At 60.1% G+C, this 22,219-nt stretch carries 20 protein-coding genes; 6 read left to right on the plus strand and 14 right to left on the minus strand.

The annotated features are described in order from the left end of the window. Positions 1–2 precede the first annotated feature (2 nt). Complete coding sequence (locus AC3IUF_RS29405) at positions 3–386, minus strand: COG4315 family predicted lipoprotein (protein WP_095113194.1); 384 nt, start codon at positions 384–386, stop codon at positions 3–5. A gap of 151 nt (positions 387–537) precedes the next feature. Here AC3IUF_RS29405 and phoB point away from each other — a divergent pair, with 151 nt between their 5' ends. The 3 genes from phoB (at position 538) to AC3IUF_RS29420 (ending at position 4,051) form a co-directional block, all read left to right on the plus strand. Next, the gene (phoB, locus tag AC3IUF_RS29410; RefSeq protein ID WP_007896474.1) at positions 538–1,227 is read left to right on the plus strand and encodes a phosphate regulon transcriptional regulator PhoB; all 690 of its coding nucleotides are present in this window, start codon (positions 538–540) and stop codon (positions 1,225–1,227) included. Positions 1,228–1,301: 74 nt separating this feature from the next. After that, positions 1,302–2,588, plus strand: coding sequence for a phosphate regulon sensor histidine kinase PhoR (gene phoR / locus AC3IUF_RS29415; RefSeq protein WP_238539543.1), 1,287 nt, complete (start codon positions 1,302–1,304; stop codon positions 2,586–2,588). Positions 2,589–2,710: 122 nt separating this feature from the next. Continuing rightward, on the plus strand, positions 2,711–4,051 hold the full coding sequence (locus AC3IUF_RS29420; RefSeq protein ID WP_007920256.1) for a hemolysin family protein: 1,341 nt from the start codon (positions 2,711–2,713) through the stop codon (positions 4,049–4,051). Between the two features lie 116 nt (positions 4,052–4,167). Here the strand turns inward: AC3IUF_RS29420 and AC3IUF_RS29425 are convergent, their stop codons facing one another. The 8 genes from AC3IUF_RS29425 to AC3IUF_RS29460 form a co-directional block, all read right to left on the minus strand. Continuing rightward, on the minus strand, positions 4,168–5,064 hold the full coding sequence (locus tag AC3IUF_RS29425) for a peptidoglycan DD-metalloendopeptidase family protein (protein ID WP_007920254.1): 897 nt from the start codon (positions 5,062–5,064) through the stop codon (positions 4,168–4,170). 206 nt (positions 5,065–5,270) lie between these two features. Then, a complete protein-coding gene (locus AC3IUF_RS29430) occupies positions 5,271–6,227 on the minus strand; it encodes a response regulator (protein WP_007920252.1) in 957 nt (318 codons plus the stop codon). Positions 6,228–6,404: 177 nt separating this feature from the next. Further along, positions 6,405–7,166: a phosphate signaling complex protein PhoU gene (gene phoU / locus AC3IUF_RS29435; protein WP_007920250.1), complete on the minus strand. Its 762-nt coding sequence runs from the start codon at positions 7,164–7,166 to the stop codon at positions 6,405–6,407. Positions 7,167–7,237: 71 nt separating this feature from the next. After that, complete coding sequence (pstB, locus tag AC3IUF_RS29440) at positions 7,238–8,071, minus strand: phosphate ABC transporter ATP-binding protein PstB (RefSeq protein ID WP_007920249.1); 834 nt, start codon at positions 8,069–8,071, stop codon at positions 7,238–7,240. Between the two features lie 184 nt (positions 8,072–8,255). Then, a complete protein-coding gene (gene pstA / locus AC3IUF_RS29445; protein WP_007920248.1) occupies positions 8,256–9,926 on the minus strand; it encodes a phosphate ABC transporter permease PstA in 1,671 nt (556 codons plus the stop codon). A 16-nt stretch (positions 9,927–9,942) separates the two neighbouring features. Continuing rightward, entirely contained in the window at positions 9,943–11,976 is a 2,034-nt protein-coding gene (locus AC3IUF_RS29450) for an ABC transporter permease subunit (protein ID WP_176472336.1), read from the minus strand. A 422-nt stretch (positions 11,977–12,398) separates the two neighbouring features. Further along, complete coding sequence (locus tag AC3IUF_RS29455) at positions 12,399–13,397, minus strand: phosphate ABC transporter substrate-binding protein PstS (RefSeq protein WP_007920246.1); 999 nt, start codon at positions 13,395–13,397, stop codon at positions 12,399–12,401. A gap of 240 nt (positions 13,398–13,637) precedes the next feature. Beyond that, on the minus strand, positions 13,638–14,936 hold the full coding sequence (locus AC3IUF_RS29460; protein ID WP_007920239.1) for an MFS transporter: 1,299 nt from the start codon (positions 14,934–14,936) through the stop codon (positions 13,638–13,640). A gap of 377 nt (positions 14,937–15,313) precedes the next feature. On the opposite strand from AC3IUF_RS29460, the gene AC3IUF_RS29465 reads away from it, so the two are divergent. Then, positions 15,314–15,718, plus strand: coding sequence for an acyl-CoA thioesterase (locus AC3IUF_RS29465; protein ID WP_003229628.1), 405 nt, complete (start codon positions 15,314–15,316; stop codon positions 15,716–15,718). 58 nt (positions 15,719–15,776) lie between these two features. Further along, positions 15,777–16,676, plus strand: a complete 900-nt coding sequence (locus AC3IUF_RS29470; protein ID WP_007920233.1) for a D-hexose-6-phosphate mutarotase — start codon at positions 15,777–15,779, stop codon at positions 16,674–16,676. An 83-nt stretch (positions 16,677–16,759) separates the two neighbouring features. On the opposite strand, the gene AC3IUF_RS29475 is transcribed toward AC3IUF_RS29470, so the two are convergent. From AC3IUF_RS29475 to AC3IUF_RS29495, 5 genes are all read right to left on the minus strand, one after another. Next, positions 16,760–17,296, minus strand: a complete 537-nt coding sequence (locus AC3IUF_RS29475) for a DUF3299 domain-containing protein (protein ID WP_007920225.1) — start codon at positions 17,294–17,296, stop codon at positions 16,760–16,762. A gap of 93 nt (positions 17,297–17,389) precedes the next feature. Further along, positions 17,390–17,635 (minus strand): GlsB/YeaQ/YmgE family stress response membrane protein, encoded by a 246-nt coding sequence (locus tag AC3IUF_RS29480; protein WP_007920223.1) that lies wholly within the window; start codon positions 17,633–17,635, stop codon positions 17,390–17,392. A 110-nt stretch (positions 17,636–17,745) separates the two neighbouring features. Next, on the minus strand, positions 17,746–18,828 hold the full coding sequence (locus AC3IUF_RS29485) for a 5-(carboxyamino)imidazole ribonucleotide synthase (protein WP_007920221.1): 1,083 nt from the start codon (positions 18,826–18,828) through the stop codon (positions 17,746–17,748). Positions 18,829–18,838: 10 nt separating this feature from the next. Continuing rightward, entirely contained in the window at positions 18,839–19,330 is a 492-nt protein-coding gene (purE, locus tag AC3IUF_RS29490) for a 5-(carboxyamino)imidazole ribonucleotide mutase (RefSeq protein ID WP_007920220.1), read from the minus strand. 332 nt (positions 19,331–19,662) lie between these two features. After that, on the minus strand, positions 19,663–20,580 hold the full coding sequence (locus AC3IUF_RS29495) for a LysR substrate-binding domain-containing protein (RefSeq protein WP_095049639.1): 918 nt from the start codon (positions 20,578–20,580) through the stop codon (positions 19,663–19,665). Between the two features lie 180 nt (positions 20,581–20,760). Between AC3IUF_RS29495 and aspA the strand changes: the two genes are divergently transcribed. Beyond that, positions 20,761–22,185: an aspartate ammonia-lyase gene (aspA, locus tag AC3IUF_RS29500; RefSeq protein ID WP_007912102.1), complete on the plus strand. Its 1,425-nt coding sequence runs from the start codon at positions 20,761–20,763 to the stop codon at positions 22,183–22,185. Positions 22,186–22,219: the final 34 nt, after the last annotated feature.

The following is a 22,219-nucleotide window of genomic DNA, read 5'->3' on the forward strand; positions in this document are numbered from 1 at the left end:
GTTTACTTGGCTTTGGCGACTTTCCACGCGCCGTCCATTTTGCCGTCACCGGTCATGTCACCGGCTTTCTTGTCCATCACGAAGGTGTACAGCGGCATGCCTTGGTAGGCCCATTGCATCGTGCCGTCGTCGCGTTTGATGACAGTCCAGTCACCCATCGACTTGTCACCCGCGGTCGCCATCAACGGCGGCCAGTTCGTTGCGCATTTGTCGTTGCACATCGACTTGCCGCCCGAGTCCTTGGCGAAGGTATACAGGGTCATGCCCTTGTGGTCGGTGTACATGCCGTCCTTCTCCATCGCCGGATCCGCAGCCAGTGCAAATCCAGGCAATGTCAGGGCCGCAGCCATCAGCAGGGCTTTGAAAGAAACAGTCATTTGAGTCATGGAAACCTTCTTTTGTGGTTGTCAGGATTCGGACTTAGAGCTTAGTTGAGGATTTGCACAATCGCTGCCGGACTAAAATACTGTCACACGACTGCAATAATTCCGTTATCTAATGCGGCGCAAGACAGTTAAATGACAAGAGGATTAAGGCATGGTTGGCAGGAGCATTCTGATCGTCGACGACGAAGCGCCCATTCGCGAAATGATCGCCGTTGCGTTGGAAATGGCCGGCTATGACTGCCTTGAGGCAGAGAACTCGCAGCAGGCGCACGCCATCATCGTCGACCGCAAGCCGGACCTGATCCTGCTCGACTGGATGCTGCCCGGCACCTCCGGCATCGAGCTGGCCCGTCGTCTGAAACGTGATGAACTGACCGGGGACATCCCGATCATCATGCTCACCGCCAAGGGTGAAGAGGACAACAAGATCCAGGGTCTGGAAGTCGGCGCCGACGACTACATCACCAAACCGTTTTCCCCGCGCGAACTGGTCGCACGCCTCAAAGCCGTGCTGCGCCGCGCCGGTCCGACCGACGGCGAAGCGCCGATCGAAGTCGGTGGCCTGCTGCTCGACCCGATCAGCCACCGCGTAACCATCGACGGCAAACCGGCCGAGATGGGCCCGACCGAATACCGTCTGCTGCAATTCTTCATGACCCACCAGGAACGCGCCTACACCCGTGGCCAGTTGCTGGATCAGGTCTGGGGCGGCAACGTCTATGTTGAAGAGCGCACCGTCGACGTGCACATCCGCCGCCTGCGCAAGGCCCTCGGTGACGCTTACGAAAATCTGGTACAAACCGTGCGCGGCACCGGCTACCGGTTTTCCACCAAGGCCTGAGCCGACCGCCAGACTCGCAGACAAGGACCGTATTTCCCGTGAATCAAAACTGGCATGGCACCCTGATTCGCCACATGCTGCTGCTGGTCACCGTCTGCCTGGTGATCGGCCTGATCACCGGCTATTACGGCTGGAGCCTCGCGGCGGGCCTGGGGATCTATCTGGCCTGGACGCTGAAGCAATTGCTGCGTCTGCACGAATGGCTGCGCCAGCATCAACCCGACGAAGCACCGCCCGATGGCTATGGTCTGTGGGGCGAAGTGTTCGACAGCATCTACCACCTGCAACGCCGCGACCAACGTGTGCGCGGGCGCCTGCAAGCGGTGATTGACCGGGTGCAGGAATCCACCGCCGCGCTGAAAGACGCGGTGATCATGCTCGACAGCGACGGCAACCTGGAATGGTGGAACCGCGCTGCCGAAACCTTGCTCGGCCTCAAGACCCCGCAGGACAGCGGCCAACCGGTGACCAACCTGGTGCGCCATCCGCGCTTCAAGGAGTACTTCGAGCAGGACAGCTACGCCGAGCCGCTGGAAATCCCCTCGCCAACCAACGATCGCGTGCGCATTCAGTTGTACCTGACCCGCTACGGCAACAACGAACACTTGATGCTGGTGCGCGATGTCACGCGCATCCATCAGCTGGAACAGATGCGCAAAGACTTCATCGCCAACGTCTCTCACGAGTTGCGCACACCGCTGACAGTGATCTGCGGCTATCTGGAAACCCTGCTCGACAACGTCGAAGAAGTGAATCCGCGCTGGAGCCGCGCTCTGCAGCAGATGCAGCAACAGGGCGGACGCATGCAGACGCTGCTCAACGATTTGTTGCTGCTGGCGAAACTCGAAGCCACCGATTACCCGTCGGACAACCAGCCGGTGCAGATCGACAGCCTGCTGCAATCGATCAAGAGCGATGCGCAGCAATTGTCCGGCGCGAAGAACCAGCGCATCAGCCTCGAAGCCGACGCCGGCCTGTTGCTCAAGGGCAGCGAGGCGGAATTGCGCAGCGCGTTCTCCAATCTGGTGTTCAACGCGGTGAAGTACACCCCGGCCGAGGGCAACATCCGCATTCGCTGGTGGGGCGACGATCAGGGCGCGCACCTGAGCGTGCAGGATTCCGGGATCGGGATCGACAGCAAACACCTGCCGCGCCTGACCGAACGCTTCTATCGCGTCGATTCCAGTCGCAACTCCAACACCGGCGGCACCGGTCTGGGTCTGGCCATCGTCAAGCACGTATTGCTGCGCCACCGCGCACGCATGGAGATCAGCAGCGTGCCCGGTCACGGCAGCACGTTCACCTGCCATTTTGCCCCGGCTCAGGTGGCCCATGTGCGGGCCATCAGCGCCGCCGAGTAAGACCGACCGGCACTCGCCACTAGGCAATCGCCATGTCAGCCGCTACATTGGCTGACTTGTGCCTGCCTTTCAGGCGCGATTTTTCTCCCTCTTGAATCACACGGAACCCGCAAAACTCCATCATGGACCCTTCCCCTGGCTTGTCCCTCGCAACAATATTCGCCGATTTCGGCATGATCCTTTTTGCTCTGATCCTGGTTTTGCTCAACGGCTTTTTCGTTGCGGCGGAATTCGCCATGGTCAAACTGCGCTCGACCCGGGTCGAGGCCATCGCTGATCAGAACGGCTGGCGCGGACACATCCTGCGCACCGTGCACAGTCAGCTCGATGCGTACCTCTCGGCGTGTCAGCTGGGTATCACCCTCGCCTCCCTCGGCCTCGGCTGGGTCGGTGAGCCGGCCTTTGCGCACATTCTCGAACCGCTGCTGAGCGCGGTCGGCGTGCAGTCGCCGGAAATCGTCAAAGGCGTGTCGTTCTTCACCGCGTTCTTCATCATTTCGTACCTGCACATCGTCGTCGGTGAACTGGCCCCGAAATCCTGGGCGATCCGCAAACCCGAGCTGCTGTCGCTGTGGACGGCCGTGCCGCTGTACCTGTTCTACTGGGCGATGTACCCGGCGATCTACCTGCTCAACGCCAGCGCCAACGCGATCCTGCGTATCGCCGGCCAAGGCGAACCCGGCCCGCACCACGAACACCATTACAGCCGTGAAGAACTGAAACTGATCCTGCACTCCAGCCGTGGCCAGGATCCGAGCGATCAGGGCATGCGTGTTCTGGCGTCTGCGGTGGAAATGGGCGAACTGGAAGTGGTCGACTGGGCCAACTCCCGCGAAGACCTGATCACCCTCGAATTCAACGCGCCGCTGAAAGAAATCCTGGCGATGTTCCGTCGCCACAAGTTCAGCCGTTATCCGGTGTACGACAGCGAGCGCCAGGAGTTCGTCGGCCTGCTGCACATCAAGGATCTGCTGCTGGAACTGGCAGCACTGGATCACATTCCCGAGTCGTTCAACCTCGCCGAACTGACCCGCCCGCTGGAACGCGTATCACGGCACATGCCGCTGTCGCAGTTGCTGGAGCAGTTCCGCAAGGGCGGCTCGCACTTCGCCGTGGTCGAGGAGGCTGACGGCAACATCATCGGCTACCTGACCATGGAAGACGTGCTGGAAGTGCTGGTCGGCGACATTCAGGACGAACATCGCAAGGCTGAGCGCGGGATCCTCGCCTATCAGCCGGGCAAACTCTTGGTGCGGGGTGACACGCCGCTGTTCAAGGTGGAACGCCTATTGGGCATCGACCTTGATCACATCGAAGCGGAAACCCTTGCCGGGCTGGTCTACGAGACTTTGAAGCGCGTACCTGAAGAGGAAGAAGTGCTGGAGGTCGAAGGCCTGCGGATCATCATCAAGAAGATGAAAGGGCCGAAGATTGTGCTGGCCAAGGTGTTGATGCTGGATTGAGTGCAATGCGGGAAACCGCGTTGCCTGCTAAAAGATCGCAGCCTGCGGCAGCTCCTACAGGGATCGCATTCCCATGCAGGAGCTGCCGCAGGCTGCGATCTTTTGCTTTTAGAAGCTTACTGCTTGCCCAACGCAAAGTTGGGCAACGCCCCCAGCGGTTGGTTGAACTGATACGGAATCGACACCAGCCCCTCGCCGGTATTGCGCTGTACGACAAAGTGCAAATGCGGGCCGCTGCTGTTGCCGGTATTGCCTGACAGCGCCAACGGACTGCCCACCGTCACCCGCTGCCCTTCGCGCACGCTCACCGAACCTTGCTTGAGGTGCAGGTACACGCCCATGGTGCCGTCGTCGTGCAGCACCCGCACGAAATTGCCCGACGCATCATTGCCGCGCCCACTCTGCGAGTTTTCAGTCTTCACCACCACCCCGGCCCGCGCGGCAATGATCGGCGTACCCACCGGCATGGCGATGTCCATCGCATAGCGATTCTTCGGCCCATAGTGGCTGTACTGACCGTTGGCGCCCTGACTCAGACGAAACGGCCCACCGCGCCACGGCAACGGGTAGCGATAGCTCTGCGCAGCACCAGAAGGGTCACCCAGTGAATATTGGAACTGCGGCGAATAGACCAGCGGCTTGCCGCTGGTAATCGCCGTCAGCAGCGCCAGACGCGTGTTGCTGCGCGCCGGCAGCACCCGGCGGATGGCTTTGGCTGGCGCGCCGCGTACATTGCTCATGCCGGTAAACGCCAGTGCCACCTCGACCGGTGCATACAGATCGTTGCGTACGAACACCACGTCAACGCCCTTCTGCTTCTTGATATCGAGATAGACCTGCCGCTCCAGGCGCTCGACCATGCGGTCCTGAAAGACGAACACCTGCGAGCCTTTGCTCGGCCGGTCGCTGTACGAGACCACGCCGTTGGCATCGGTGGATTTGTAAATGGTCATGGCCACAGCCGAGGTGGAGGCCATGAAGAGACCACAGAAAAACAGCAGGCGCGCGAGCATGGGCAAGAGTCTGTCGAAGTAAGGCCTGGAAAAGAGCCTAGCAGGTGAAGCAGACCAGGCTAGTCGACAGATGTTTCAAATGATCGTCCCCACGCTCTGCGTGGGGATGCAGCCCGGGACGCTCTGCGTCCCATGCGAGAGGACGCGGAGCGTCCGGTTGAGGCATTCCCACGCAGAGCGTGGGAACGATCAGTGTAAAGCTGTGATCAAGCGCCTGGAACGAAGTGCTTCTGCGCCGTGCCGCGAGCGATCAGGCGAGAGATGTAGTCGAGCTTCTGCGCATCCTGGTCGACAAAGCGGAACGTCAGTTGCAGCCAGTCGCTGTCCGGTTTCGGCTCAAACGCAACGACGGCGTGCAGGTAGCCGTTGAGGCGGGCGATTTCGGCGTTGTCGCCCTGCTCCAGATCGAGCACGGCGCTGTCGAGGATCTGCGGCAGGGTGTCGGTGCGTTTCACCACCAACAATGCTTCTTTGATGCTCAAAGCCTTGATCACGCATTGCTGAGTGCCGCTTGGCAGGCGCAATTGGCCCTGGCCACGACCGCTGGCCGGAGCCGACGCGGCGACTGGCGCCTTGACCGGTGGGCTGTTAAGCAAACCACGCGATGGCGCGGCGGCGGGCGCTGGCGCGGCAGCTGCCGGTTTGGCGAACGGGTTGACCGCAGCCGCTGCCGGGGCACCGCCGACCACGGCAGGCTTGCCACCGGTCAAGGCGCTCAGAGAATCGTTACCGAACGCCGAGTTCATCTTGGTCGGCGCGCTGTTCATCAGGGTATCGAGCTTGCCGACCTTGTTCAGCGCCTGTTTGACCTTGGTCAGCAGTTGCTCGTTGGTGAACGGCTTGCTGACGTAACCGGAAACACCGGCCTGAATCGCCTGCACGACGTTTTCCTTGTCGCCACGGCTGGTGACCATGACGAATGGCATGGTCTTGAGGTTGTCTTGTTCGCGGCACCAGGTCAGCAGTTCGAGACCGGACATTTCCGGCATTTCCCAGTCGCAGAGCACCAGGTCGAACGCTTCCTTGGCCAGCATGGCCTGAGCCTTCTTACCGTTGACGGCGTCCTCGGTACGGATCCCCGGGAAATAATTACGCAGGCACTTTTTCACCAGGTCACGAATGAACGAAGCATCGTCCACGACCAACACACTGATCTTGCTCATCCAACACCCCTATTAAAATCCCGGCAAGCATAACGCTGGCTGATGGCACATTGCCAAAACTCTTCAGTCACGCCGGGACTTTTCGTTCGCGGGTGCTGCTTTTTAATTCGATCTGCCTTGTGAAAAGCACAAACAAAAACGCCCGGCCAAAGGGCCGGGCGCTTTTCTCAGGCAATCTTACTTATCGTCAACATCGCCCGGAACATTAGCGGTTTCGCCGCTTGTCCCTTCAACTTCTTCTTTCATGCGCTTGAGGCCCATGTGGCGTACGTCGGTACCGCGCACCAGGTAGATGACCAATTCAGAGATGTTACGTGCGTGATCGCCGATGCGCTCCAGCGAACGCAGCACCCAGATGATGCTCAAGACCCGCGAGATAGAGCGCGGATCTTCCATCATGTAGGTCGCCAACTCACGCAGGGCGGTTTTGTATTCGCGGTCGATGATCTTGTCGTACTGCGCCACCGACAACGCCAGATCAGCGTCGAAACGGGCAAACGCATCCAGCGCATCGCGGACCATGTTGCGCACTTGGTCGCCGATATGGCGAACCTCGACGTAACCGCGCGGCGCTTCACCTTCTTCGCACAGCTGAATCGCGCGGCGAGCGATCTTGGTCGCTTCGTCACCGATGCGCTCAAGGTCGATCACCGACTTGGAAATACTGATGATCAAACGCAGGTCGGACGCCGCCGGTTGACGACGGGCAAGAATGCGCAGGCATTCTTCGTCGATGTTGCGTTCCATCTGGTTGATCTGGTCATCAATCTCGCGCACCTGCTGAGCCAGGCCGGAATCGGCCTCGATCAGCGCGGTCACCGCGTCGTTGACCTGCTTCTCGACCAGCCCGCCCATGGCCAGGAGGTGGCTGCGCACTTCCTCAAGCTCAGCGTTGAACTGCGCGGAGATGTGGTGGGTAAGGCCTTCTTTACTAATCATGTTGGCGTCCTTGGAGCGTCCGGTAAGGTGCGGTGGGCCGCAGCGTCAATTCTGTGAATAACCCGCAACTGTCAGCCATAACGACCGGTGATGTAGTCTTCGGTCTGCTTCTTCGCCGGATTGGTGAACAGGGTGTCGGTGTCGCCGAATTCGACCAGTTTGCCCATGTACATGAACGCGGTGTAGTCCGAAACCCGCGCAGCCTGCTGCATGTTGTGGGTCACGATGACGATGGTGAACTTGGATTTCAGCTCGTAGATCAGCTCTTCAACCTTCAGGGTCGAGATCGGGTCGAGGGCCGAGCACGGTTCGTCGAGCAGCAGCACTTCCGGCTCAACCGCGATAGTGCGGGCGATCACCAGACGTTGTTGCTGACCGCCAGACAGGCCGAGTGCCGATTCGTGCAGACGGTCTTTGACTTCGTCCCACAGTGCCGCGCCTTTCAACGCCCATTCGACCGCTTCGTCGAGGACGCGCTTCTTGTTGATGCCCTGGATGCGCAAGCCGTAGACCACGTTTTCGTAGATGGTCTTCGGGAACGGGTTGGGCTTCTGGAACACCATGCCGACGCGACGACGCAGCTCGGCAACGTCTTCGCCTTTGCGATAGATGTTGTTGCCGTAGAGGTTGATCGCGCCTTCGACGCGGCAGCCGTCAACCAGATCGTTCATGCGGTTGAAGGTGCGCAGCAACGTCGATTTACCGCAGCCGGACGGGCCGATGAACGCGGTCACGCGCTGCTTCGGGATGTTCATGCTGACGTCGAACAATGCCTGCTTCTCGCCGTAGTACAGGCTCAGGCCCGGCACTTCGATGGCCACGGTTTCCTGCGCCAGATTCAGGCTTTGCTTGTCGCGACCCAGGGCAGACATGTTGATGCCGTGGCTATGTGTTTCGTGCTGCATGGGAGGCTCCCTGTGCTAACAAATTCGGTTCGTTGAACCACTGGCCTTGCCAATGGGTTACTGAAAATCTGTGGCTTGCGCCGATCCTTGTGGGAGCTGGCTTGCCAGCGATGGCATCAGCGCGGTGTTACTGGCTGACCGAGTCGCCTGCATCGCTGGCAAGCCAGCTCCCACAGGATTTGTGTTAACTGTCCAAAGCTTTGTATTTTTCACGCAGGTGGTTGCGGATATACACCGCCGACAGGTTCAACGTCGCGATCACCAGTACCAGCAGCAGCGCCGTGGCGTACACCAGCGGGCGGGCCGCTTCGACGTTCGGGCTCTGGAAGCCGACGTCATAGATGTGGAAGCCCAAGTGCATGATCTTCTGATCCAGGTGCAGGTACGGGTAGTTGCCGTCCACCGGCAGCGACGGCGCCAGTTTCACCACACCCACCAGCATCAGCGGCGCCACTTCACCGGCGGCGCGAGCCACGGCGAGAATCATGCCGGTCATCATCGCCGGGCTGGCCATCGGGATCACAATCTTCCACAACGTTTCAGCCTTGGTCGCGCCGAGGGCCAACGAGCCTTCACGCACAGTACGCGGGATACGCGCCAGACCTTCCTCGGTCGCGACGATCACCACCGGCACCGCCAGCAGCGCCAAAGTCAGCGAGGCCCAGAGCAGACCCGGGGTACCAAAGGTCGGTGCCGGCAATGCTTCGGGGAAGAACAAGCGGTCAACCGAACCACCGAGTACGTAAACGAAGAAGCCCAGACCGAACACGCCATAAACGATCGCCGGAACGCCAGCGAGGTTGTTCACCGCGATGCGGATAATCCGCGTCAGAGTGTTCTGCTTGGCGTATTCACGCAGGTACACCGCCGCCAGTACGCCGAACGGGGTAACGATCATCGCCATGATCAGGGTCATCATCACGGTGCCGAAGATCGCCGGGAAGATCCCGCCTTCGGTGTTGGCTTCACGCGGGTCATCCGAAAGGAATTCCCAGATCTTGCTGAAGTAGAAACCGACCTTGGTAAAGGTGCTCATCGCGTTCGGCTGGTAGGCGTGAACCACTTTGCCCAGACCGATTTCGATCTCTTTGCCGTTGGCATCGCGAGCGGTCAGGGCATCGCGGTTGAACTGCGCATGCAGATCGGCCAGGCGTGCTTCGATGTCCTGATAACGCGCATTCAGTTCGGCGCGCTCGGACTCCATGTCCGCTTGTGCGGTGGCGTCGAGCTTGCCTTCCAGTTCCAGTTTGCGACCGTGCAGACGGATGCGCTCCAGACCTGCGTTGATTGCACCGATGTCAGTCTTTTCCAGCGACTTCAGCTGTGCAGCCAAACCGTTGACACGGTTGATCCGCGCCTGCAGCTCTGGCCATGCAGCCTCGCCCTCGGCGATGACCTTGCCGTCCTGTTTGACGTTGACCAGGTAGCCGTAGAAGTTGCCCCACTCGCGACGCTCGATCGCCATCAGTTCTGGCGGCGTAGTCTGGTTGGTCAGCCACTCGCCGACGATCCAGGTGAAGTCGTTGCCGTTCAGGTCACGGTTGCCGACCTTGATCAGCTCGCGGGTCATGAATTCCGGACCCTCATCAGGCACCGGCAAACCGGCGCTCTTCAGACGGGCACGGGGCACTTCTTCTTTCTGTACCACTTCACCGATGACCAGGTGATTGGCCTGGCCCGGTACGTCGTAATGGGCGTGGACCAGGTCCGCCGGCCAGAAGTGACCCAGACCACGCACGGCAATTACCGCCAGCAGGCCAATGGTCATGATGACCGCGATGGACACCGCGCCACCGCTGATCCAGACGCCCGGGGCGCCGCTCTTGAACCATCCTTTCAGGGAGTTCTGTTTCACAGACTTCTACCTTTGCTTAAAGCGACGAGTATTTCTTGCGCAGACGCTGACGAATCAGTTCTGCCAGGGTGTTCATGACGAAGGTGAACAACAGCAGCACCAGCGCCGAGAGGAACAGCACGCGGTAGTGGCTGCCGCCGACTTCCGACTCGGGCATTTCCACCGCGACGTTGGCGGCCAGGGTGCGCAGGCCTTCGAACAGGTTCATTTCCATGACCGGGGTGTTACCGGTGGCCATCAGCACGATCATGGTTTCACCGACTGCACGGCCCATGCCGATCATCAGCGCCGAGAAGATCCCCGGACTGGCAGTCAGGATCACCACGCGAGTCATGGTCTGCCAAGGCGTGGCACCCAGAGCCAGCGAGCCGAGGGTCAGGCCGCGCGGCACGCTGAACACGGCGTCTTCAGCGATCGAGTAGATGTTCGGGATCACCGCAAAGCCCATGGCCAGACCGACCACCAGGGCGTTGCGCTGGTCGTAGGTGATGCCGAGGTCGTGGGAGATCCACATGCGCATGTCACCGCCGAAGAACCAGTTCTCCATGAACGGGCTCATGTACAGCGACAGCCAGCCCACAAACAGAATTACTGGAATCAGCAGCGCACTTTCCCAACCGTCCGGGACTTTCAGGCGGATCGATTCAGGCAAGCGGCTGAAGGTGAAACCGGCGACCAGAATGCCGATCGGCAGCAACATCAACAGGCTGAAGATGCCTGGCAGATGCCCTTCGACATACGGCGCGAGGAACAGGCCGGCGAAGAAACCGAGGATCACCGTCGGCATCGCTTCCATCAACTCGATCACCGGTTTGACCTTGCGGCGCATGCCCGGGGCCATGAAGTACGCGGTGTAGATCGCCGCAGCCACAGCCAGCGGCGCGGCCAGCAGCATCGCGTAGAACGCAGCTTTCAGGGTGCCGAAGGTCAGCGGTGAGAGGCTCAGTTTCGGTTCAAAATCGGTGTTGGCCGCGGTCGATTGCCAGACGTATTTAGGCTCGTCGTAGTTCTCGTACCAGACCTTGCTCCACAACGCGCTCCAGGAGACTTCCGGGTGCGGGTTATCGAGCAGCAGCGGTTGCAGCTTGCCGCCGGCTTCGACGATCACACGGTTGGCACGCGGCGACAGACCGAACAGGCCTTGGCCTTCCACCACTTGATCGACCAGCAAAGTGCGGTGCGCGGTGCTGTGGAACACGCCGAGCTTGCCGCTGGCATCCAGCGCGAGGAAGCCTTTGCGACGTTCTTCAGCGCTGATTTCAACGATCGGCGTGGTGCCCATCTGGAAGGTGCGGATCTGCTTCAGGCGCAGCTCGCCATCGGTGTCGCGGGCCATGAACCATTGGGCCAGACCACCCTTGGAGTCACCGATGATCAGCGAGATACCACCAACCAACTGCGTGGTCGCGGTGACTTCGGCGTCAGCGTTTTCCAGCAGTTTGTAGCGACCGTTGAGGCTCTTGTCGCGCAGGCTGAACACATCGGCCTGAGCACGACCGTTGACCACGTACAGCCACTGCTGGCGCGGGTCGACGAAGATGTTTTTCACCGGTTCAGTCATCTGCGGCAGATCGATACGCTTCTGCTCGTTGGTGACTTCGCCGGTCATCATGTTTTCTTCGCTGGTCAGCGACAACACATTGAGTTGAGAACCGGTCGAACCAACCAGCATCAGCGTCGTGTCGGTGGCGTTCAGGCTGACATGTTCAAGCGCACCGCCGGCTTCGTTCAACGCGATCGGCGTCTCGCCGTACGGATATTCAATCGCCGGGGTGATGGTTTTCTTGCCATCGGGGTAGCTGACTTTATAGGTGTGACGGAACACCAGCGCCTGGCCGTTGGACAAGCCCACGGCTACCAGCGGGTGGCCCGGCTGATCTTCACCAATCGAGGTCACGGTGGCGCCAGCAGGCACCGGCAGATCGACGCGCTTCAGTTCAGCGCCACTGTCGATATCAAAGAACAATGCCTGACCCTTATCGGAAACGCGCATGGCCACCTGATTCTGCTCTTCGAGCGAAATCATCAGCGGCTTGCCGGCGTCCTGCATCCAGGCTGGAGTGATCGAGTCTTTCGCGGTCAGGTCGGCACCCTGGAACAGCGGCGCAACCACGTAGGCGAGGAAGAAGAAGATCAGGGTGATGGCTGCCAGCACCGCGAGACCGCCAACGAGGACGTACCAGCGGGTGAAGCGATCCTTGAGCGCGCGAATGCGGCGCTTGCGTTGCAGCTCAGGCGTATTGAAATCAATGCGCTTGGGAGGATTAGTAGTCATGTGGGAATTGGCCAGATCATTCATGCGCTCACCCTAGCGATCCTGTATGACAGAAAGATGACAATGCAGTGACGCAGCAAATCCGCCGCCAGCGGGACTGGCAGAGGATCAAAAATTTGAGGTGTGGAAAAGGCCGGCCTGCGCGCAGATCCGGCCTTTTACCTGAGTCCGGTGGGGTTCACCCTGGACTCAATTTGTTACTTCTTTGCGACAGCGCCGCCTTCCTGCAGACCCAGGTCAGCCAGTGCTTTAGCAGCGACCTTGGCTGGCAACGGGATGTAACCGTCTTTCACTACCACTTCCTGGCCCTGTTTCGACAGCACCAGTTTCACGAACTCGGCTTCCAGCGGAGCCAGAGGCTTGTTCGGGGCTTTGTTGACGTAAACGTAGAGGAAACGCGACAGCGGGTATTTGCCGTTCAGGGCGTTTTCTTCGGTGTCTTCGATGAAGTCGGTGCTGCCTTTCTTGGCCAATGGCACGGTTTTCACGCTGGCGGTCTTGTAACCGATACCCGAGTAACCGATGCCGTTCAGCGAGGAGCTGATCGACTGCACGACCGAAGCCGAGCCTGGTTGTTCGTTGACGTTTGGCTTGTAGTCGCCTTTGCACAGGGCTTCTTCCTTGAAGTAGCCGTAGGTGCCGGATACCGAGTTACGGCCGAACAGCTGCACTGGCTTGTTGGCCAGGTCGCCGGTCACACCCAGTTCGCCCCAGGTTTTCACGTCGGCTTTGGCGCCACACAGACGGGTCGACGAGAAGATCGCATCAACCTGTTCCATGGTCAGGTGCTGGATCGGGTTGTCCTTGTGCACGAACACAGCCAGGGCATCAACGGCCACCGGGATAGCGGTTGGCTTGTAGCCGTACTTCTGCTCGAAGGCCGCCAGTTCGGTGTCCTTCATCTTTCGGCTCATCGGGCCCAGGTTGGAGGTGCCTTCAGTCAGTGCAGGTGGCGCAGTGGCGGAGCCAGCGGCCTGAATCTGGATGTTGACGTTCGGGTATTCTTTTTTGTAGTTCTCAGCCCACAGGGTCATGAGGTTGGCCAGGGTATCGGAGCCGACGCTGGACAGGTTGCCCGACACACCAGTGGTCTTGGTGTAGCTCGGGATAGCAGGGTCAACAGCGGCAACCGCGTTGGCAGTCGCAACGCCAGCAGCGACAAAAGTCATTGCCGCCATCAAACGCTTCAGTTTCATGCCTTACTCCTAGCAGATAGGGTGTGTTAAGTCGGGGCCAAGTATCAGCAGGCCGTGTGAACACTCTATGGCTGAAATATGACAATTGGATGAAAGGCCAGCATGTCGCGACAGATCGTTCCCACGCTCTGCGTGGGAACGCCGCCATGGACGCTCTGCGTCCGCATTTGAGAGGTGACGCGGAGCGTCACAGGATGCATTCCCACGCGGAGCGTGGGAACGATCAGGCGGGAGAGAAAATCAGCGCCCTTTCTTCCACAGCCACGCCCCGACCAGAATCCCCATCGCACACAGCACCGCCACATAGTAGGCAGGCCCCATCGCGCTTTCTTTCAGCAGCAGACTCACCACCATCGGCGTCAGGCCACCAAAGATCGCGTAAGCCACGTTGTACGAGAACGACAACCCGCTGAAGCGCACCACCGGCGGGAACGCTTTGACCATCACGTACGGCACCGCACCAATGGTGCCGACCAGAAAACCGGTCAGCGCATAGAGCGGGAACAGCCAGTTCGGGTGATCGGCGAGGCTGTGATAGAAGGTCCAGGAGCTGATCAGCAGACCCAGGCAACCAAATACGAACACCCGGCCTGCGCCAAAGCGATCCGCCAGTGCGCCGGAAATGATGCAGCCGATGCTCAGGAACACGATCGCCAGACTGTTCGACTGCAGCGACTCGGTCGGCGTGAAGTGATAGACCGTTTGCAGCACGGTCGGCGTCATCAGAATGACCACGACGATGCCAGCGGAGAGCAACCAGGTCAGCAGCATCGAGATTGCAATCGCGCCGCGATGGTCACGCAGCACCGCGCGCAGCGGCACTTCTTCAGCCAAGGCTTTGCGCAGTTGCAGCTCGGCGAACACTGGGGTCTCGTGCAGCCAGCGGCGCAGGTAGACCGAGAAAAGGCCGAACACACCGCCGAGCAGGAAGGGGATTCGCCAGGCGTAATCGGACACCTCGGCAGGCGTATAGATGCTGTTGATCGCGGTGGCGACCAGCGAACCGAGCAGAATACCGGCGGTCAGGCCGCTGGTGAGCGTGCCGCAGGCGTAACCCATGTGCTTTTGCGGTACGTGTTCGGAAACGAAGACCCATGCCCCCGGCACTTCACCGCCAATCGCCGCGCCCTGAATCACCCGCATCAATAGAAGCAGGATCGGCGCCCACATGCCGATCTGCGCATACGTTGGCAGTAGACCCATGATCAAGGTCGGCACGGCCATCATGAAAATGCTCAGGGTGAACATCTTCTTGCGCCCCAGCAGGTCGCCGAAGTGCGCCATGACGATGCCGCCCAGCGGCCGCGCGAGGTAGCCGGCGGCGAAGATGCCGAAGGTCTGCATCAGGCGCAGCCACTCGGGCATATCGGCCGGGAAGAACAGCTTGCCGACCACGGTGGCGAAGAAGACGAAGATGATGAAGTCGTAGAATTCCAGCGCGCCGCCGAGAGCGGACAGCGACAGAGTCTTGTAGTCATTGCGGGTCAATGGTCGTGCGGGTTGCTCGGGCTGCGCGAGGCTCGAAGGCGCTGTGGTCATGGCAAGGGCTTCTCTTATAGTCGGATCTGCCGCCACAACAACGCTGGCAGTGGCTCGGGCAGGTTCGGCACCATAGCAAATTGTTCGAAAAAGCACATAGAGGCGCGTAATTGACGGTCAAAATCAGAACCGGATGGTCGTCGCGGAGTCTACCGACCGATATACTCGCCACCTGCGCAGGATTTGTAAGAGGTTACTGTGCGAAAACGTTGTTGGCCCGTCCTTTGCTCGGGATTTAGCCTTTTTCGCAGAGTTTCCCTTTAGGCGCCTGATGGAAAACGTGACGAACGCAGTGTGTTCGGTGTTGAATCGTTTTTCTTGAAGACGGCTACCACCAGCAATACCCACGAAGAGTCACGGGTCAGAGGCCCCACGGCATGATAGAGCTCGAACAAGAAGATCCGATCCCGCAAGGCGACCTGGCCCTGCAAATCACCGCACTTCCACGCGAAACCAACGGCTTTGGCGATATTTTCGGCGGTTGGCTGGTAGCGCAGATGGATTTGGCCGGCACCGCAATGGCCAGCCGCGTGGCTGGTGGTCGTGTAGCGACCGTAGCCATTGATCGCATGGCGTTTCTCGTGCCAGTGGCAGTGGGTGCGCAATTGTCCTTTTATACCCAGACCCTGGAGATCGGCCGCAGCTCGATCCAGATGATGGTCGAAGTGTGGAGCGACGACCCGCTGTCCAGCGAGTGGCGTAAAGTCACCGAAGCCGTATTCGTCTTCGTCGCTATCGACGGCAGCGGTCGCACCCGCTCGGTTCCACCGCGCGCGCGTTAAACCTCGCGGCCGTTTTGCGGTCGATAACCGTCCCAAGTGTCTGATCGAGAGCTGTCCCATGAACACGCCCAACGTTGAAGCGGTGAAACTGGATGAACTGAACTGCTGGCGCATCCGCCACGGTCAGGCCGAAGTGCTGGTGACCCAGCAAGGCGCGCACATCCTCAGTTATCAGATCGATGGCCAGCCGCCGATCATCTGGCTCAACGACAAGGCCGAGTTCAAGACAGGTAAAAGCATTCGCGCCGGCGTGCCGGTGTGCTGGCCGTGGTTCGGCAAGTTCGAACGCAACCCGCAGAGCGTGCAGGCCATGTACACCGGTGAGCAACCGGCACCCGCGCACGGTCTGGTGCGGGCGATGGATTGGGAGCTGGGCGGCATCGAATCAGAGGCTGACGGCGTCAAGGTCGAATTCAAGCTGCCTTACCCCGAAGGTGGCCTGCCGGGCTGGCCGCATCAGGTTGATCTGAGCCTGACCCTGCATTTGTCCGACCAATTGAGCTTCAGCCTGACCAGCCATAACCGTGGCAGTGACACCGTCAGCCTGAGTCAGGCGCTGCACACGTATTTCGCAGTGAGTGACGTGCGCAATGTGCATGTCAACGGTGTCGATGGCTTGAATTACATCGAGACGCTGGATGACTGGAAAACCAACAGCCAGCAAGGTGACCTGCAGTTTGCCGGTGAGACCGACCGTATCTATCTCAATGCGCCGCCACAGCTGAGCATCGTCGACCCGACCTGGGAGCGGCGCATTGTGCTGACCGCCACCGGCTCGCGCACAGCAGTGATCTGGAACCCGTGGATCGATCGCGCGGCGGCGCTTGCTGACATGGATAACGATGGCTGGCAGCGCATGCTGTGCATCGAGACGGCTAATGTGATGGATGACGTTGTGGATCTGGCACCGGGTGCGAGCCATACCATGGGCGTCAGTGTCGCCAGCAAACCGCTTTAAGATCAAAAGATCGCAGCCTTCGGCAGCTCCTACATTGGAATGCATATCCCTGGAGGAGCTGCCGCAGGCTGCGATCTTTTGCTTCAGAGATCAGACTCCTGCACCACCCGCACTTTGTCCGCTTCCAACGCATACGCTGCGTCAGCCAGGTCATTGCTGACCTTTTCAACCTTCAGCGTGCCGGTCACCCACAACGGCGTGTAGATATCGTCCAGCTTCAAACCTTTCGGATAACGCACCAGCACCAGTTGATTCGGTGGCGGTGGCGGCACGTGGATGCAAGCGCCCGGATACGGCACGAGGAAGAACAGCGTGCTGCGACCCTTGGCGTCGGACTCCAGCGGCACCGGATAACCACCGATGCGAATGTGCTTGTCGTTCATCGACGCCACGGTTTTGGTCGAATACATCACCGCCGGCAGACCTTTGGCCTGCTTCATCCCGCCCTTCTCGGTGAAGGTGCCGGTGGCTTCCGGGGAGTTGTGGTCGATTTCAGGCATGGCCTCGAGGGCCTTTTGGTCCGACTTGGGCATCAGTTCGAGCCAGTCGGTTTCCGGCAGTTCGCCGGCGTGGGCCAAACCGCTGCCCAGGAAGAGGAGAGTCAACAGAAGACGGCGCATGAAAGTGCTCGGTATAGAAAGGAAGGAACAGTGAATCGCCGAGCATTCTAGCCCTCCCGGCCACTTTGGCCGAGAGGGCTTTGTCGCTTTGGATCAGTTCTTTTTGATCAGGCCGTAGATCACCAGCAACACGATTGCGCCGACCAGTGCACCAATGAAACCTGCGCCCTCGCCCGCGTGATAGATGCCCAGAGCCTGGCCGCCGTAAGTGGCTGCCAGCGAACCGCCGATACCGAGCAGGATGGTCATGATCCAGCCCATGCTGTCATCGCCCGGTTTCAGGAACCGCGCCAGCAGGCCGACGATCAAGCCGATAAAGATGGTTCCGATAATTCCCATGGCAATTCCCTCTCAAAGATAGATATGCGAAGCCTAGTCAGACTTTGGCATCCTGCCATGAGAGAACAGCGGCCCCTGAATGGTTCCGCCGCTGCCACATGAAACTGTCGTTACTCGGCGATCAGCGCTTCGACCTTGACGATCTGCGCTTGCAGCGTGGCCATGTCGGCGCAGCGCAGGTTGGCGTGGCCGACCTTGCGCCCGGCCTTGAAGGCCTTGCCGTAGTGATGCAGATGGCAGTCTTCGATGGCGATGACTTTCTCAACCGGCGGAACCACACCGATGAAGTTGAGCATCGCGCTCTCGCCAACCTTGGCGGTCGAACCCAGCGGCAGGCCGGCAACGGCGCGCAGGTGGTTTTCGAACTGGCTGCACTCGGCGCCTTCGGTGGTCCAGTGCCCGGAGTTGTGCACGCGCGGGGCGATTTCGTTGGCTTTCAGGCCACCGTCGACTTCAAAGAACTCGAACGCCATGACGCCGACGTAGTCGAGTTGCTTGAGCACACGGCTCGAGTAGTCTTCGGCCAGCGCCTGCAACGGGTGATCGGTACTGGCAACCGACAACTTGAGGATGCCGCTGTCGTGGGTGTTGTGCACCAGCGGATAGAACTTGGTTTCACCATCGCGAGCACGTACGGCGATCAGCGAGACTTCACCGGTGAACGGCACGAAGCCTTCCAGCAGGCAGGACACGCTGCCCAACTCGGCAAAGGTGCCGACCACGTCTTCCGGTTTGCGCAGGACTTTCTGGCCCTTGCCGTCGTAACCCAGGGTGCGGGTTTTCAGTACGGCCGGCAGGCCGATCGAAGCCACCGCAGCGTCCAGATCGGCTTGCGACTGAATGTCAGCGAAGGCCGGAGTCGGGATGCCCAGGTCCTTGAACATGCTCTTTTCGAACCAGCGATCGCGAGCGATGCGCAGGGCTTCGGCGCTCGGGTAGACCGGGACGAATTGCGACAGAAATGCCACGGTTTCGGCCGGGACACTTTCGAACTCGAAGGTCACCAGATCGACTTCATCGGCCAGTTGGCGCAGATGATCCTGATCGCCGTAATCGGCCCGCAGGTGTTCGCCCAAAGCGGCCGCACAAGCGTCCGGCGCAGGGTCGAGGAAAGCGAAGTTCATGCCCAGCGGAGTGCCCGCCAAGGCCAACATGCGACCCAACTGGCCGCCACCGATTACACCGATCTTCATCTCAACAACCTCAGGCAATACGTGGGTCTGGATTGTCCAGGACGCTGTCTGTCTGCTCGGCACGGAAGGTTTTCAGTACCGCGTGGAACTGCGGATGCTTGGCGCCGAGGATGCTCGCCGAGAGCAGGGCTGCGTTGATCGCGCCGGCCTTTCCGATGGCCAGGGTGGCGACCGGAATGCCCGCTGGCATCTGCACGATCGACAGCAGCGAGTCGACGCCCGAGAGCATGGCCGACTGCACTGGCACCCCCAGCACCGGCAGGTGGGTCTTGGCCGCACACATGCCTGGCAAGTGGGCTGCGCCACCGGCACCGGCGATAATCACCTCGATGCCGCGGCTTTCAGCCTCTTCGGCGTACTGGAACAGCAGATCCGGGGTGCGGTGGGCAGAGACCACTTTGACCTCGTACGGGATGCCGAGCTTTTCCAGCATATCGGCGGTGTGGCTAAGGGTGGACCAATCGGACTTGGAGCCCATGATCACGCCAACCAGTGCACTCATCGTCGCGCCTCTTCTCTCTGGAGCGCCCGCAGGCGCGTCATAAAACAACAAGCCACGCAGGTTGCGTGGCTTGATTGTACGAAAAATGGCCGGACGTGCCGGCCGAAGGCCGCGCAGTATACCGCAAAGAAAGCAATAAACAGCCCCCGAAACGACCATCTGTCAAATGAGCGAAAGGCCCGGTTTTATTGACCTGAAGGTCAGAGCATAGACATCACACGATCCCTGTGGGAGCTGGCTTGCCAGCGATGGCGTCGCATCAGCAAACAGAGTCGGTGTCTGACCCACCGCCATCGCTGGCAAGCCAGCTCCCACAGGGTTTTTCATCAACCTCAGGTTACGGTCGTACCTTGTGCGGCGCCGCCTTCGAGCTTGCGCCACAGCAGGCGCACGTTGGCTTTGCGCACCAGTGCGCAGCGATACAGGCGAATTTCCAGCGGCACATGCCATTGCGGGCCGCCGCAGACCACCAGCTCGCCACGAGCCAGCTCAGCACGCACGCTCAATTGCGGTACCCAGGCGATACCCAGGCCTTCCAGCGCCATGCTTTTCAGGCTGTCCGCCATCGCCGTTTCGTAAATAGTGGTGAAACGCAGCTGACGCTGACGCAGCAAACCATTCACCGAACGTCCGAGAAACGCACCGGCGCTATACGCCAGCAACGGCACGCTCGCATCACCTTCGAGATCGAACAGGGGCTTGCCCTCGGCATCCGCCGCACACACAGGGAGCATTTCCGTCTGGCCCAAATGCAATGAAGGGAAAATCTCCGGGTCCATCTGCATCGCCGCGTCCGGGTCGTAGAACGCCAGCATCAGATCGCAACCACCTTCACGCAACGCATGCACCGCATCACCGACGTTGGTGGCGACCAAGCGCGTGGCGATGTTCAAACCTTCATTACGTAGTTGTGCGATCCAGCGCGGAAAGAAACCCAGCGCCAGCGAGTGCGCCGCCGCGACCTGCATCACTTCGCCCTGCCCGCCTTCCAGATGATGCAGATGACGCAGCACTTCACCGAGCTGTTCGACCACGGTGCGTGCGGTCACTAGAAACAACTGCCCCGCCGCCGTCAGTTCAACCGGCGTGCGCGAGCGATTGACCAGGGTCAGCCCCAGCGCAGCCTCCAGACTGCGGATCCGCCGACTGAAGGCCGGCTGGGTCACGAAGCGTCGCTCGGCCGCCTGCGAAAAGCTACGGGTGGCGGCCAGAGCACTGAAGTCCTCGAGCCATTTGCTTTCCAGATTCATCACGTCCTCCCGGACACGCACCAAAACAGGTCACACGTCTGCCGCGCACGCGGCGTCACACGGGCATTATGCCGAATGTGCATAGGGCAGTGCTGAACAGCATTGGCCCAAAATTTCCTACAAGCCTAGCATTCGCAGCGTTCCGGCACAGACCGGGTCCATATCGAGATGATTTCTATCATGTCCTCCGCTGCATCTTTCCGCACAGAAAACGACCTGCTTGGCGCCCTCGAAGTACCGGCTCAAGCGTATTACGGCATCCAGACCCTGCGAGCGGTGAATAACTTCCGTCTCTCCGGCGTTCCGATTTCGCATTACCCGAAACTGGTTGTCGGCCTGGCAATGGTCAAACAGGCCGCTGCTGACGCCAACCGCGAGTTGGGTCATCTGAGCGAAGCCAAGCACGCTGCCATCAGCGAAGCCTGTGCCCGATTGATCCGCGGTGATTACCACGAAGAGTTCGTGGTCGACATGATTCAAGGTGGCGCCGGTACCTCCACCAACATGAACGCCAACGAAGTGATCGCCAACATTGCGCTGGAAGCAATGGGTCACCAGAAAGGCGAGTACCAGTACCTGCACCCGAACGACGACGTGAACATGGCGCAGTCGACCAACGACGCTTACCCGACGGCGATCCGCCTGGGCTTACTGCTCGGTCACGACACCTTGCTGGCCAGCCTCGACAGCCTGATTCAGGCATTCGCGGCCAAGGGCAAGGAATTCGATCACGTCCTGAAAATGGGCCGTACCCAGCTGCAAGACGCCGTGCCGATGACCTTGGGTCAAGAATTCCGTGCCTTCGCCACCACCATGGGCGAAGACCTGGCCCGTCTGAAGACGCTGGCCCCGGAACTGCTGACTGAAGTAAACCTGGGCGGCACCGCGATCGGTACCGGCATCAACGCCGACCCGCGTTATCAAGCGCTGGCGGTACAGCGTCTGGCCCTGATCAGCGGTCAACCGCTGGTTCCGGCGGCCGACCTGATCGAAGCGACTTCCGACATGGGCGCCTTCGTGCTGTTCTCCGGCATGCTCAAGCGCACCGCGGTGAAGCTGTCGAAGATCTGCAACGACCTGCGCCTGCTGTCCAGCGGCCCACGCACCGGCATCAACGAAATCAACCTGCCAGCGCGTCAGCCAGGCAGCTCGATCATGCCTGGCAAGGTCAACCCGGTTATTCCGGAAGCGGTTAACCAGGTGGCGTTCCAAGTAATTGGTAACGATCTGGCGCTGACCATGGCAGCCGAAGGCGGCCAACTGCAACTTAACGTGATGGAGCCGCTGATCGCTTTCAAGATCTTCGACTCGATCCGCCTGCTGCAACGCGCCATGGACATGCTGCGCGAGCACTGCATCGTCGGCATCACCGCCAACGAAGCGCGCTGCCGTGAACTGGTCGAGCACTCGATCGGTCTGGTTACCGCTCTGAACCCGTACATCGGCTACAAAAACGCCACCCGTATCGCCGGTCTTGCTCTTGAAAGCGGCCGCGGCGTGCTGGAACTGGTGCGCGAAGAAGGCCTGCTCGACGAAGCCATGCTCGCCGACATCCTGCGCCCGGAAAACATGATTGCTCCGCGTCTGGTTCCGCTGAAAGCCTGAGCCGACACGTTACTTGTAGCACCGCTCACCAGGT

The sequence above is a fragment of the Pseudomonas sp. KH_040 genome (assembly GCF_057839305.1).